The sequence below is a fragment of the Hoylesella buccalis ATCC 35310 genome, from assembly GCF_025151385.1.
GTDB lineage: Bacteria > Bacteroidota > Bacteroidia > Bacteroidales > Bacteroidaceae > Prevotella > Prevotella buccalis.
On record NZ_CP102287.1, the window covers coordinates 612,760 to 627,041 of the forward strand.

At 42.0% G+C, this 14,282-nt stretch carries 11 protein-coding genes and 5 tRNA genes; 7 read left to right on the forward strand and 9 right to left on the reverse strand.

The genetic code is table 11. From position 1 onward, the window contains the following. Positions 1-12: 12 nt before the first annotated feature. Both rsmG and NQ518_RS02710 read right to left on the reverse strand, forming a co-directional pair. A complete protein-coding gene (gene rsmG, locus NQ518_RS02705) occupies positions 13-639 on the reverse strand; it encodes a 16S rRNA (guanine(527)-N(7))-methyltransferase RsmG (protein WP_227960936.1) in 627 nt (208 codons plus the stop codon). Further along, on the reverse strand, positions 636-1,364 hold the full coding sequence (locus tag NQ518_RS02710; RefSeq protein WP_227207227.1) for a DUF3298 domain-containing protein: 729 nt from the start codon (positions 1,362-1,364) through the stop codon (positions 636-638). Before NQ518_RS02710 ends, rsmG begins: the two co-directional genes overlap by 4 nt. A 142-nt stretch (positions 1,365-1,506) precedes the next feature. On the opposite strand from NQ518_RS02710, the gene NQ518_RS02715 reads away from it, so the two are divergent. The 5 genes from NQ518_RS02715 to NQ518_RS02735 all read left to right on the forward strand — a co-directional run bounded on the left by NQ518_RS02715 (position 1,507) and on the right by NQ518_RS02735 (position 4,483). Beyond that, positions 1,507-2,142, forward strand: coding sequence for an HAD family hydrolase (locus tag NQ518_RS02715; RefSeq protein ID WP_227207225.1), 636 nt, complete (start codon positions 1,507-1,509; stop codon positions 2,140-2,142). 110 nt (positions 2,143-2,252) lie between these two features. Continuing rightward, positions 2,253-3,689: a right-handed parallel beta-helix repeat-containing protein gene (locus NQ518_RS02720; RefSeq protein WP_227207223.1), complete on the forward strand. Its 1,437-nt coding sequence runs from the start codon at positions 2,253-2,255 to the stop codon at positions 3,687-3,689. Between the two features lie 5 nt (positions 3,690-3,694). After that, positions 3,695-4,174 (forward strand): cytidine deaminase, encoded by a 480-nt coding sequence (gene cdd / locus NQ518_RS02725; protein WP_227207222.1) that lies wholly within the window; start codon positions 3,695-3,697, stop codon positions 4,172-4,174. Between the two features lie 129 nt (positions 4,175-4,303). Beyond that, a tRNA-Ser gene (locus tag NQ518_RS02730) sits at positions 4,304-4,393 on the forward strand. 18 nt (positions 4,394-4,411) lie between these two features. Then, positions 4,412-4,483 (forward strand) — tRNA-Glu (locus NQ518_RS02735). 240 nt (positions 4,484-4,723) lie between these two features. Here NQ518_RS02735 and NQ518_RS02740 read toward each other — a convergent pair. The 4 genes from NQ518_RS02740 to NQ518_RS02755 all read right to left on the reverse strand — a co-directional run bounded on the left by NQ518_RS02740 (position 4,724) and on the right by NQ518_RS02755 (position 9,508). Beyond that, positions 4,724-4,796, reverse strand: a tRNA-Lys gene (locus tag NQ518_RS02740). A gap of 14 nt (positions 4,797-4,810) precedes the next feature. After that, positions 4,811-4,883, reverse strand: a tRNA-Lys gene (locus NQ518_RS02745). Between the two features lie 103 nt (positions 4,884-4,986). Next, positions 4,987-7,416 carry a ferrous iron transport protein B gene (feoB, locus tag NQ518_RS02750; RefSeq protein WP_227207220.1) on the reverse strand — a complete coding sequence of 810 codons (2,430 nt, stop codon included), beginning with the start codon at positions 7,414-7,416 and terminating at the stop codon, positions 4,987-4,989. 754 nt (positions 7,417-8,170) lie between these two features. Next, the gene (locus tag NQ518_RS02755; protein ID WP_227207218.1) at positions 8,171-9,508 is read right to left on the reverse strand and encodes an ATP-binding protein; all 1,338 of its coding nucleotides are present in this window, start codon (positions 9,506-9,508) and stop codon (positions 8,171-8,173) included. Between the two features lie 517 nt (positions 9,509-10,025). Here NQ518_RS02755 and NQ518_RS02760 point away from each other — a divergent pair. Both NQ518_RS02760 and NQ518_RS02765 read left to right on the forward strand, forming a co-directional pair. Further along, positions 10,026-11,039, forward strand: coding sequence for a glycosyltransferase family 2 protein (locus NQ518_RS02760; RefSeq protein ID WP_227207216.1), 1,014 nt, complete (start codon positions 10,026-10,028; stop codon positions 11,037-11,039). Between the two features lie 237 nt (positions 11,040-11,276). Next, positions 11,277-12,311 carry an esterase-like activity of phytase family protein gene (locus NQ518_RS02765; RefSeq protein ID WP_227207214.1) on the forward strand — a complete coding sequence of 345 codons (1,035 nt, stop codon included), beginning with the start codon at positions 11,277-11,279 and terminating at the stop codon, positions 12,309-12,311. Between the two features lie 100 nt (positions 12,312-12,411). Here the strand turns inward: NQ518_RS02765 and NQ518_RS02770 are convergent. The 3 genes from NQ518_RS02770 to glyA all read right to left on the reverse strand — a co-directional run bounded on the left by NQ518_RS02770 (position 12,412) and on the right by glyA (position 14,182). Beyond that, positions 12,412-12,482 (reverse strand) — tRNA-Cys (locus NQ518_RS02770). Positions 12,483-12,542: 60 nt separating this feature from the next. Then, the gene (locus NQ518_RS02775; protein ID WP_227207212.1) at positions 12,543-12,740 is read right to left on the reverse strand and encodes a FeoB-associated Cys-rich membrane protein; all 198 of its coding nucleotides are present in this window, start codon (positions 12,738-12,740) and stop codon (positions 12,543-12,545) included. A 161-nt stretch (positions 12,741-12,901) separates the two neighbouring features. Further along, complete coding sequence (gene glyA, locus NQ518_RS02780; RefSeq protein WP_227960932.1) at positions 12,902-14,182, reverse strand: serine hydroxymethyltransferase; 1,281 nt, start codon at positions 14,180-14,182, stop codon at positions 12,902-12,904. Between the last annotated feature and the right edge of the window lie 100 nt (positions 14,183-14,282).

The window sequence follows — 14,282 nt, forward strand, 5'->3', positions numbered from 1 at the left end:
TGTTTTATGAAATTAAAGTGGCAGATAGACAATGTTCTTTTCTTTGAACCACTCTTCGTCAAACCAATTTGATATCGAACAGTTCTCAACGATGCGTTTGAACGGTTTAATTTCAGCGTCAAGATCTCCTCCTTTCAAGCAGATGATTCCGTTTGGCAAAACATTTCGTTGCTCTTTGGATATGTTCTTCTTGGCGATTTTGGCCAAGTCGGGGAGAGACATGGCGGCTCTACTCACCACAAAATCATAGATACCTTTTTCTTCTTCACCTCTGATATGCTTGGTTGTGACATTCTTTAGACCGATGGAATGGGCGATTTCTTCGGCCACTCGAACCTTTTTTCCCGTTCCATCGATGAGCGTGAAGTTGCATTTTGGAAACATAATGGCCAAGGGAATACCAGGAAAACCACCTCCTGTCCCTAAGTCTAAAATCTTTGTTTCATCGATGAAACCGATCAATTTAGCAATAGACAGCGAATGCAAAACATGATGTTCATACAGATGGTCAATGTCTTTGCGTGAAATGACATTGATTTTTGCGTTCCAATCGCTATACAGTTCTTGAAGCATGCCATATTGTTTTTTCTGCTCTTCCGTTATGGAAGGAAAATATTTCAGTATCGCTTCTATGTTCATTTTAAGTATTTCTTTAATTCAGATTTGCTTAAATCAACCCTCACCTCGCCATATTCATGGGACACAATCTCATCTTCACAATAGATGAAAGTTATTTTATTCTTGCCAATGACATAATTATCAGTGATGTAAATATCGCCATCTGTCAAACTTCCTTCGTGTTTTTGGAATCCAGTTCGATGATTTTTCAAACGTTTTTGAAGCTTTTCAAGAATGATGTCTTTTACAGATTCTTCATAACCCTCAATGAACAGGTCTGACAAAGTGATTAACTCTCCAGTCTTCAAGTTGAAGTTTTTTGCAATTGTTTGATTTGATGTTTGCGACGTTCCCGCAGCTGTTGACAAGTAAATGATGTATGTGAGGATGTCTTTTTGGTTATTTTGGAGTTCCGATTTCAGTTGATAACGTCTGTTATAGGTGGTTGGATTGGTAGAATCTGCACGGTAAAGCGGACCATAAGTATTGATGTATTCATTCATATATTGGCTTACAAAGGTACGCAGGGCCTTCTCCATGTCGGTCGACTCGTTTGTTTGAGATAAGCTATTTGTCACCAGAAAACCAGATTGAATCAATGTTTGGTTGATTTTCAGAGCGTTTTTTCCTCGCATACATTGCATTTGGATGGATACTTCGCACTTGGGGGAGTGAGCGTTGTTTGCCAGATACGTGGTTGAATCTATCGCAAAGGATATGGCTTGTAAACCATTTTTCTTCAACACGTTGTTGTGATTGTCATCACATCCTGATGCAAAAAGGGTGAGGACAATGACCCACAACAGATTCCTCATCTTCTCTTTTTTGTGCAAAAATACGAATATTTTTTGTACCTTTGACATGTCATACTATAAAATAAGGTAAATAATGTTTAACACAGCACTTTTTGATTTAGACGGAGTCGTACTGGATACCGAGTCTCAGTATACTGTTTGTTGGGATCGGTTAGGTAAGATTTACAAACCTGACATACCGCATTTTGCCCATCTTATTAAGGGACAGACCCTAACTCAGATATTCGATCGGTATTTTAAAGATGAAAAAAAGGCGCAACATGAAATAGAAAATCAGCTCATTGAGTTTGAAAAAAATATGGATTACGCATTCATTCCTGGAGTTATTGCCTTTATCAAAGACCTGAAACAGCATCACGTTAATACGGCCATTGTAACAAGTAGCAACCAACAGAAAATGGCAAATGTATATCAACGTCACCCAGAATTTGAAACGTTCTTTGACGTTATCCTTACCAGTGAAGACTTTAAACGCAGTAAACCTGATCCGGATTGTTACCTTACAGCTGCTGCTCATTTTGCTGTTTCGCACAACCAATGTGTTGTATTTGAAGATAGTATCAACGGATTGAAAGCGGGAAAGGCCGCTCAAATGAAGGTTTGTGGACTGGCAACAACAAACTCTGTTGAGTTGATTGAGCCTTTGTCAGATATGGTTATTAATGACTTTGTTGGGATGAGTTATGAAAAGTTGTGTGCAATGGTTTAAACACAGCTGTGTTGCCTCGCTTGCATTGACCATTGCTTATTTTACATTTCTTGTCAAGACTTTATTGGGGTTGTCAAAAATAAATAATCACTTTTAGCGTTTATTCATTAATGAATATACGATTTTCTATTATAGTTTGTTTGTTTGCACTGATTGGTTTCACCGCATGTCATGATGAAGATACCTTTTCTTCATCACCTAATCATTTGCTGACATTCTCCTCTGACAGTATCAAACTTGATACCGTCTTTTCCAATATTCCCTCGGCAGCCAAATCTTTTTGGGTTTATAACCATTCAGGAGGAGGCATTAGATGTTCTAACGTCAGGTTAGAACGGGGCAATCAGACGGGGTTTAGAGTCAATGTAGACGGTATTTATCTGGGTAAAGATGTGGGATATGCAACTTCAGAGATTGAAATTAGAAAGAATGACAGCATTCGTGTGTATGTAGAATTAACCGCTCCGCCTAAATATGCAGATGTGCCGCAACGCATTGAAGACAATATTGTGTTTGCATTGGAGAATGGAAAGGAGCAAAAAGTTAATCTGAATGCCTATGCTTGGGATGCCATTTTCTTACGCGATCATCATGTTAAGAACGATACAGTACTATCAGGAACCAAGCCCATTGTGGTGTTTGGAAAACTGACAGTTGAAGAAAACAAGACTTTGCGCATAGCTGCTGGTACGACATTGTATTTCGATCAACGTGCAGGCATTGATGTCTATGGTCGACTGTCCATTGAGGGAGAACCGCAAAAAGAAGTTGTTTTGCGAGGCAACCGACTGGATCGTATGTTCGATTACCTGCCTTATGATGGGCTGAGTGGTCAGTGGCAGGGCGTACATATTTATCCTTCTTCCAACGAGAATGCCATTTCGTACGCCGATATCCATGGCGCATACAATGGTTTGGTTATTGATTCTGCCGACATAGCGAAGCAAAAACTGATCATGGCCAATTCAACCATCCACAATTGTCAAGGATATGGCTTGCTGACTCGTCATTCGCAAGTTTCCATCAACAATTCTGTTTTCAGTAATACCCTCAACGATTGCGTTTCAATTGATGGCGGCGATGTGGTGATGAACGGATGTACCTTGGCGCAATTTTATCCATTTGACTCTAACAGAGGTGTGGCTCTAAGATTGAGTGCGGCATCTTCGCCCTTAATTCAATTCGTTTGTAACAACTCACTTGTTACGGGCTACTCCGCCCATGAGGTGATGAGAAACCCTGGAAAAGATGCCTCTCAGTTGCATTTCGCCTTTGAGAACTGTTTGCTACGCATGCCTCGTGAAGAGTCAGCAGATAGTGTTTATTTTAAAAACGTGATATATGAAGATGTAAAAGATACGATTCAGGCTGGTCACAAGAACTTCCTTTTGATTGACACTGATAGCCTGAGATATGATTTCAGATTGCGAGAAAAATCTTTGGCCATAGGAAAAGCCAACCAAGCAACATCCTTACCCTTGGATAGGGATGGCAGAAAGAGAGATGAACGGCCGGATATCGGCGCCTATGAATACTTTAAACCCTAACATGCATGGAACAGATTGACATTAATATCTCGATTGAGAGTTATCAGCTTGGTGAACTTTCACCACAAGACCAAGAGTTGGTTCAGGCCGCCATAGAAGCTACCAAGAACGCATACGCGAATTACAGCCGATTCTATGTGGGCGCTGCTTTAAGACTTGAAAATGGAAAAATAGTGATAGGAGCCAACCAAGAAAATGCTGCATTCCCATCAGGTTTATGCGCAGAGCGTACTGCTGTCTTTGCGGCTCAAGCCAACTATCCCGACAGTCCCATTGAAACTTTGGCCATTGCAGGCCGGAACGAGAAAGGCGTATTGCCTAGTCCCATCACACCTTGTGGAGCTTGTCGACAGGTCATACTGGAGATAGAAGACCGATACAAAAAGCCTATCAAAATTCTCTTGTACGGTACTCAGAAAATCTATTGTGTCAGAAGCGTGAAAGATCTGCTTCCGCTGTCGTTTGTAGACGATAACATGCGCTGAAATCAACTTGTTAATAAATTTTAAAAACATTCTTTTTTCATTACATTGGTTGCGGTATTCAGAAATAAACCATTACCTTTGCAACCGCATTTGAGACACAGTGCATTCTCCTTTACGATGAAAAGGAAGGGAAGTGTGGGTGAGTGGCTGAAACCACCAGTTTGCTAAACTGACGTGCGGGTTACCGTACCGGGGGTTCGAATCCCCCCGCTTCCGCCAAAGATGCGTATGCAAAACGGTCGGTTCATCTAATGGTTAGGATACAAGATTCTCAATCTTGGCATACGAGTTCGATTCTCGTACCGACTACAAAGTAACAAAACGCCTGTAAACTATTTATGTTTTGCAGGCGTTTTTCTTTCCCCTTCACCGCTGGTTTTCAAAAGTTGCCGCTGTTTCAGCATAAAGCTGCTAACTTACATTCCTTATCATTTTGTCATCATGTCGTTGAAACTTGAACTTCAGCTGATGGTGCGAAGTTAAGAAAAAAGTAAAAGGTAAACCAAAATGTCCTCATTCAGACCTATTGATTTACCTTTGTAGTGATTGTACACCCTTAGGGATTCGAACCCTAGACCCACTGATTAAGAGTCAGTTGCTCTACCAACTGAGCTAAGGGTGCAAGCGAGAAAGAAGTACACCCTTAGGGATTCGAACCCTAGACCCACTGATTAAGAGTCAGTTGCTCTACCAACTGAGCTAAGGGTGCAAGTTTCTTTTTTGCGTGTGCAAAGGTACATTGATTTTCTTAAAATGCCAAACATTTCGTTTATTTTTTTGAAATTAATGTTGGACAGTCCAAGAATATGCAACTATGAGATAAACAGACTTCCTATTTGATAGAAGGCTGCAGATACAATCCATGCCAGAAGCGTGGTATAACCGGCCGAGAACAATGCCCATTTCCAACTGCCTGTTTCGCCTTTGATGGCAGCTATAACGGCCACGCAGGGGAAGTATAACAGGATAAAGAGCAAGAAAGCGTATGCGGTTAGCGGCGTGATGCCATCGGCTGTCATTTGTTTTCTCAGTCGTGAATACTTCTCGGGCTCATCTGATGTTGCGTCATCTTCCTCAACACTCCCTTCTGACGAATAGAGTACACCTATTGTTGAAGCCACGATCTCTTTAGCTCCAACACCTGCCACGATGCCCACATCCAGTTTCCAACTAAAACCTTGAACTCTGAATACTGGTTCTATGGCCTTGCCAATGCGTCCAATATAGCTCTGCTCTTGCTGTTCAGCCCTGGACAGATGCTCGTTATGGGGAAAATAGCCCAATGCCCAGACAATGATACTGGCCACCAAGATGATGCCACCCATCTTCTTGAGGTACAATTTTCCTTTCTCCCAAGTATGTCTGGTGATGGCTTTCCAGGTCGGTAATCGGTACGGGGGAAGTTCCATCACAAAGGGGGTGTCTTCACCCTTGATGACAAATTTGCTGAACAACCAGCCCAGAAAGACGGCCATGAGGATGCCAATGAGATACAGCGACATCATCATCGTTGACCGATACTGGGTCGAGAAGAACGTTCCGATAATCATGATATAAACGGGAAGTCGGGCCGAACAGCTCATCATGGGTAAGATGAGCATGGTGATGAGCCTTGACTTTCGGCTTTCAATGGTTCGTGTTGCCATCACTGCCGGCACATTACAGCCGAAACCCACAATGAGAGGAATGAACGATTTGCCGTGCAATCCCATCTTGTGCATCAGCTTGTCCATGATGAAAGCCGCACGAGACATGTAACCGCTGTCCTCCATATAAGAGATGAAGAAATACAGAATTAATATCTGTGGCAAGAAGACGATGACGGCACCTACACCCCCAATGACACCGTCGACGAGCATATCTTTGATGGGGCCGTCAGGAAAATAGGTGGAAATGGCCTGTCCCAGCCAGGCAACGCCGGATTCTATCCAATCCATGGGGTATTGACCAAGTGAGAAAGTTACTTCGAACATCAGCCACATCAAGGCTATGAAGATAGGGAAACCCAATACTTTATGCGTGATAAAGCTGTCCAGCCAGTGCGTAAGCTGGTAGGTGTCTTTCTTGTTTCCTGTTTTGTAGGCAGCCTCTTTCAGTGCTCCATGAATAAAGCCGTATTTCGCATCCATCACCGCAGTCTCACTGTCGGTATTCGTTTCCTCCCTTACGCGTCTGTCAGCTTTGTCCCTGGCAGCAAATATCTTGTCTGCCTGGGGCATGGAGCTGATCATTTTTTCCACGTCATGGTCGTGTTCCATCAGCTTGATGCCAAGATATCGGGTAGAGTAGCGCTGCCGAATATTTTCGTCTTGTTTCAAGAAAGCCTGGATGTCAGCAATGCCTTGCTCTATTTCATGCCCATGATTGATATGTACATGGCGGAATTGTGGTTGGGCGTCTTCCTTGCCTTCGTATGTCTCAATAACCTGATGGAACAGCTCCTTAACGCCTCTTCCATTTTTAAATACAGTAGGAACCATCGGGATGCCGAAAAGTTCGGAAAGCTTGTCGATATGAATCCGGTCTCCTCGGTCTTCAGACTCGTCGTACATGTTTAATGCGCAGACGATACGAAGGTGCATGTCAATGAGTTGTGTCGTTAGATAAAAGTTTCGCTCCAAGTTTGAGGTATCTATGACATTGATGACGACATCTGGTGTTTTCTCGATGATTTGTTTTCTCACATAGAGTTCTTCCGGCGAATAAGCCGAAAGCGAATAAGTGCCGGGAAGGTCAACTATGTTGAAATGATAGCCTTCAAAGCTGGCATGACCTTCCTTGGCATCGACGGTGACACCCGAATAATTGCCCACTCTTTCGTGTGCGCCGGATGCAAAATTGAACAATGATGTCTTCCCGCAGTTAGGGTTTCCCACCAAGGCTACATTGATGGTTCGGCTCTTCTGCATCGCAACAGCACGGATTTGCTGTTCTGTTACACGTTGGATTCCATCGACGTCGTCATCAGAAATGGCTCCTTGGTAATTGTTTTCAGCTGGTTTTTGCGTTCGGGCCTCTTCAAGTGACACCACCTCAATCATATCGGCCTCGGAGTGTCTTAGTGACACTTCGTAACCCATCACTTTGTATTTCACGGGGTCTTTCAAGGGCGCATTCAATAGCACTTCAACCTTTTTCCCGCTGATAAAGCCCATTTCAACGATGCGTTTGCGAAAGCCACCGTGACCGGTAACTTTAACAATTACCCCTGTTTCGCCTGTTTTTAAGTCTGATAACTTCATCTTTGTCTCTCTATCTCAAGTACAAAAATACAAAATTTAATGCGCAACAGAGTTGCAAATGACGATGCATTGTATAAAATACCTAAAAATAATGATGTGACTCCCGATGAAATGGGCTTTTATTGGATATCTATCCTCATAAATCAGTATACGGGAAAAGTTATAAACATTCCTATGATGCTATAATTTGATGGCTTTTCCTGTCCTGTTGCTTTCGATGGCTGCTTCAAGAATTTGAACAACCGTCAGGTTGTTTCGGTGTAACATTGCGTACTGGCCGGTTGGTTTTTGTCCTTTCATTAGTGCTTGTCATCAAAAGCAGCAGTGTAAATAAAAACTTTTTCATTGTTTGATGTCTTTAGTTTGGTTATGCCTGCAAAAATACAAAACAATACTCGTATAGAATGTAGCTATTTCGGTGTTTGTTTACATCTGATATCCAAGCGAAATCAATAGCGTTGAGTTTGGCTACCAAACTGTATGACATTGGCAGTTAAAGTCATTGACTTTGGAGTCCAAACTCAATGAGTTTGAACCGCTTGTTTTTAAGTATTCGTAATTGATTGTCTGTTAATCAATTATATAACTTATGGTTCATTTTTTTCATAGAAAGCTATCAATAAAACCAAGAGCCGTTACAGCCTTTTCTGTTAAGGGCAAAATTGGTGAACAACAAATACAAATGAGGTTCATTATGGAAATGGAGTGGCGCTATAATAAGAGCTATCACTCCAAATTTCGGATGACCTTTATTTTATCCTCTCCGCACAAACCTTTTCAATAAGAAAGACAAAAAATATGGAAAGATATAGAATTTGCCATTGAAACCGATATTCTTATATCCTAATTTGATGCCGTATTTAACATCTGGATATTTATCATCACTTAGTAACTTGTTCAATGACGGTGTGGCACCATCATTAGCTTTTACTTCAACTGGAATAAGGGAGTCAGCATCTCTGATAAAAAAATCCATTTCCAGAGAAGGCCTGTCTTTGCTGTAGTAATAAAGGCTATAACCCTGCTTTACCAACATATCACCTACAATGTTTTCATATATAGCTCCTTTATATGTACCCAGATTCTTATTGGCTCTCAAATCATCTTGTGCTTCCTCATCGAGTGACGCAATCAAAAGTCCAGTGTCTTTATAGTAAATCTTGTATAGCTTAGGATCATAGTTCCCTTTAAGCGGGAGCTCAGGTTGATTCAAACAGTAGCAGATGTTTATAACGCCAGCATCAGAAAGCCATTCTACACAACCAATGTAATCTCTATTACGCGCATTCTTTGCAATTTTAGTAATCTGGAAACGCTTGTTTTCTTTTGCCAAGAAGGTAGAAATGTGGTTATAAACGGCTTGAATCTTTGCTTTATCCAAACCTTCTACATATTTTGTAATATCCTCCTCATAGTCTTTGAGCAATTGCTTCTGTATGGCCAAAGTTCCACTGAAATTCTTGTTCTTGATATATGTGTTTACAACCTCTGGCATACCTCCGATAGTAGCATAATCACGGAACAATTCAAAGAGAACATCCATTTGCAGTTTGGCAAGTGGTTTGACTTCCAACATGTGCTGATACAACTCATCCACAAAATCATCATTGTATCCTTTAGCCCAAAGAAACTCCTCAAAATCCATGGAATACATCTCATAATCTTCCTTATAGCCTACACTGTTAGATTCAATTTCCCGATAACTAATACCCATCAATGAACCGGAACAGATAACATCGAAGCGTCCATCAAGTTTAAAAAACTTCAATGATGTAGCACAATTTGGACAAGCTTGAAGCTCATCAAAGAAGAAAAGAGTTTCACCAGGTATAAACTTCAATTCAGGATTGAGCAATGAAATGTTTTTAAGAATCGCATCAACTTCAAATCCATCGTCAAAGATATTCTTATATTTTGGTTGCTCTACAAAATTAATTTGGATAACAGTCTTATAGTTCTGACTGGCAAACCATTCTATTGAGCGTGTTTTTCCAATCTGACGGGCACCTTTAATAATGAGCGGTTTTCTATCTGGATTAGCTTTCCAAGCCATCAAATAGCTATCAACCTTTCTTCTAAGCAGTTGTTCCATATTAAAATCTTTAATTACAACTGCAAAGATAAAACTTTTCACATAATCCAACCAATAAACATGTGATTATTTCACATTATCACGTCTTTTTTACCATGTATTTTCACATAATCACACTATAAATAGACGATCATTTCACATTTTCCGAATTCTCCTTCTACGAACTGAACGACTAAAATGCCAAAAAATGAAAAATAAAATGCTATTTAATTGGCATATACGCTTGGTTCGGTGTTGAAACAAAAGTTCTACATCGGAAACGTAATAAAAGTAATTTTTATTCGTTCATCCTAAGATGATAAACGAGAATCGCAACAAAACACATATTCATAGCTTAAAATACACTGATGTTGAACAAGATTATGATATTTTGCTAAGCATTGTTCATAACAAGTTGGTGGCTCACCTTCTCGGTGTCGAGGGTATGGCACAGCGCTTGTGCTGCTCTGGGTATGTGGTTGTCAGTGCGTAGATGGAGAAAAAATAACGATTTGTGGACACGTCTAAAAACACGAGTGTGGAAAAAACAGCATCATTTGCCATATTGGTGGCGGTTTATAATGGTAGCAAGTATCTGAAAAGATGCTTGGACTCGTTGCGAAAACAAACCCTCAAAGATATTCAAGTGATTTGTGTGGATGACGGATCTACGGACAATTCTTGGGAAATATTACAATCGTATGCTGCTGTAGACCAACGAATCGAGATTTATCATCTAAATCAAAACTATGGAGCAGCACATGCACGCAATGAAGGAATTCGGTATATCAACGCTCGTTACACCACTTTTTTAGATTGCGATGATACTTTTGCACCAGATGCCTTAGAACAGGCTTTACAGGTCTTTGAAAAGCATCCACAAGTAGACTGTGTGCTTTTCAAGCTCATCACTATTGGAGGTGACAATTCAACCACACAGGAATATGCCATGGATTTTTTTGAAGAAAGGTCTGGATATGAAGCTTTCAAAGACAGTTTAACCTGGAAAATACATGGCGTTTATGCTGCGAAAACCTTCCTCTTCAAACAGTTCCCGTACGATGACACATGTAAAACCTACAGTGATGACAACAGTACACGACTGCATTATCTGTTTTCTAAGCAAGTGGGTTGTTGTCATGGAGAGTATTACTACCACTACAATCCCCACTCGGTAACACACATTATTAGTGGAAGCAGGTTTGACTATCTTCGCGCCAATGAAAGTATGAAGAAACAGTTGATAAAATTCAACGTAAGCGATGAAGTGTTAACTATTTATGAGAATGAGCGTTGGGTGGTATTGATAGATTTATACTATTTTCATTATTCCTACAGACAACAGCTTTCTGCTGAGGATTTAGCGATGGGCATGCATGAGCTTCATCGAATATGGAAAAGCATTGAGGTAAATAGACTGTACAAACGATTAAAATATAAATTCGGGTACATGCCACTAAGATTTTCATGGAGGATGTTCAGAATACAAGAAGAACTCTATTTTACCCTAAGGTCTATTTTTCGAAAGGGCAGGCAACAAACTAAGAATTAGTGCACTTCGTATGGCATTGACATATATAGAGTATGCAAAAGATTTGTGAATCTTCGCAGAAAAGCTGTAGTTTGTTGCTGGGAATATATTACCTTTGCATAAGATGGGCTGCGCCTCACCAAAGTAAACAAGTTTTTCTATGGCTTCGGTTTGCGCCATCTTTGCATAAGATGGGCTGCGTCTCACCAAAGTAAACAAGTTTTCCTTTGGCTTCGGCTTGCACTCTATTCATATCAGATGAGAAAGATTTATTTAATGGCAGCCGTCTTATTGGCGGTATATTCTGTAAAAGCTCAAGACTCGCTAACAGTTGTGCGAGTGAATAAGCAGCGTAGTTTTCCGCAGGAAATACCCGCAGGGAATTACAGTGGTATCACCTATATCGGTGACAGTGTGTATGCAGTGGTTAGTGACAAGTCGCCACAGGATGGCTTCTTCCTTTTTAAAATAGCACTCGACTCCATCACTGGCGACGTACTTCACGTGGAGAATCTCGGCTTTAGGGGCGACACAGACAAAAATGGGGATATGGAAGCCATCACTTATGTGCCGTCATCTAAAACGTTGTACATCACCCGTGAAACCGACAACACCATCAAAGAATATGCGCTGGATGGGCATCTAACGATCAGACAACTGTCCGTTCCTGCCATTTACCAAAAGGATAGGGGCAATTATGGGTTGGAATCTTTGAGCTTTAACGAGCGAACCCAGACTTTTTGGACGTGTAATGAAGGGACGCTTCTGGGCGATGGTGAACAGGCCACTGCGACAAATGGGGTTCGTAACAGGTTGCGCTTGCAATCGTTCAGTGCCGATTTTCAGCCCTTACATCAGTATGCCTATCTGATGGATGCACCCGAAGCAAACAAGAAAGCTTATCTCTATGGCATGGGAGTTGCTGAGGTCACGGCACTCGATGACGGCAGCGTGCTGGTCTTAGAGCGCGAATTTTATACGCCACCTTCTAAACTGGGTGCTTTTGTCAACAATAAATTGTTTTTGGTACACCCTCAAAAAGGCGCTCCCATCGATGGGGAAGAAGCGCTGAACGAAGTAATGCCTTATTTGAAAAAACGATTGGTGACGAAATGGACCACCCGACTTTCTTTATTCCGTCATGAGATAGCCAACTTTGAGGGGATGTGCCTTGGTCCGAAACTGGCCGACGGTTCCCAAGTGTTGGTCTTGGTATCTGATTCGCAAAATCAGGCGGGTGGGGTGATGAAAGATTGGTTTAAAACCATCGTCCTGTCCCTGCCAAAGCCATGACATGGGCCATTTGAACATTGTAAGCTAGGTGCATATATGGGCATAAACGAAAAAATCACAATCTCTTCAAGCGTGAAAAGATTGTGATTCGCTAATTATGAGGTACCTGGCAGAGTCGAACTGCCCTACACGGTTTTGCAGACCGTTACCTAACCGATCGGCCAAGGTACCCTGATTGATTTTTGCGTGTGCAAAGATAAGGTAAATAATTTGTTCTTCCAAACATTTGTCTCACTTTTTCTCATAACATGCGGGCTTTCGATGGGCTGACGCTTGTTTTTTCAGAATCTGGTCATGTAATGCACATCCTTTACATCCGTAGCATTTGTCGCCGCTGTGTCGCCATGTCAGGTATATTCTTCGTCCTGCATACGCTACAGCCGCGATGAGGATGGCAATGAGAATAGTGTATTGAACAACGTATGTCATATTGAGTTTTTATCATTCCATTGATGAGCGAGCTATCAATAGTGTATGCTGATTGGATAAACAAGGAATTGAATCAAGCCGAACCCCTCCCATACTTCAAAAGCTTTCTTCTATCGGACATGGGAAGGATTCGGTGGTCGTTGATAACCTATTGATGCCTCTTAATAAGCAAAGAGGGGATAGTTCTTCATCGTTTCGTTGACTTTCTGTCTTACGTTTGCGATGATCTTTTCATCATCAGGTGCGTTCAATACCTCTTCGATGAGTCCGGCAACGAGAAGCATGATGTCTTCTTTCGCACCTCGTGTCGTCATAGCTGCGGTGCCAAGACGGATGCCACTGGTTTGGAATGCCGAACGTGTGTCGTAAGGAACCATGTTCTTGTTGACAGTAATATCGGCAGCAACGAGTGCGTTCTCTGCCACTTTACCTGTCAGTTCGGGATATTTTGAGCGAAGGTCAACCAGCATCGAGTGGTTGTCTGTTCCGCCACTTACGATGCTAAAGCCACGTTGTGTGAGTGCGTCGGCCAACACAGCCGCATTCTTTTTAACCTGCAGAGCATACTCTTTCCATGAGGGTTTCAGGTTTTCACCGAAGCCAACAGCCTTGGCTGCAATGACATGTTCAAGAGGACCGCCCTGTGTTCCGGGGAATACAGCACTGTTGAGCAGTTGCGACATCATCTTGACATCACCTTTCTTAGTGGTCAGGCCCCATGGGTTTTCAAAGTCTTTACCCATCAAAATGATGCCACCGCGTGGACCACGGAGCGTTTTGTGTGTGGTACTGGTGACGATGTGTGCATATTTGACGGGATTGTTCAGCAATCCGGCGGCAATCAATCCTGCTGGGTGAGCCATGTCAACCATGAGTAAAGCTCCTACTTCGTCAGCAATCTTTCGCATGCGCTGATAGTCCCACTCGCGGCTGTAAGCAGAGCCACCTCCGATAATCAGTTTAGGATGATGTTGGTGAGCCAGCTGTTCCATCTCATCATAGTCTATCCGACCCGTTTCCTTATTCAGGTTATAGCCAATGGGATGATAAAGAATTCCGGATGTGTTGACGCTGCTTCCGTGTGACAAATGGCCGCCATGATCGAGGTTGAGCCCCATAAATGTATCGCCAGGCTTCAATACAGCCAGCAAGACGGCGGCGTTTGCTTGTGCGCCCGAGTGTGGTTGTACGTTGGCAAACTCGGCTCCGAAGAGTTCTTTAACACGTGCTATCGCCAGATTCTCTACCTGGTCAACGATTTGGCAACCGCCATAATAACGCTTTCCGGGAAGACCTTCGGCGTATTTGTTTGTTAAATACGATCCCATAGCCTGCATCACTTCGTCGCTGACAAAGTTCTCTGATGCGATAAGTTCCATTCCTTTGAGCTGGCGTTGATGCTCTTGCTCAATGAGATTAAAAAGTTCTTGATCTTTTTCCATGATTTTTTAATTTGGTTTAAGTAAAGATGTTTCATTTAGAATGATCTGCAATTCACAGCATTCTGTTTGTTTTTTGGGTCTATTATTGATTTTTTTTAGT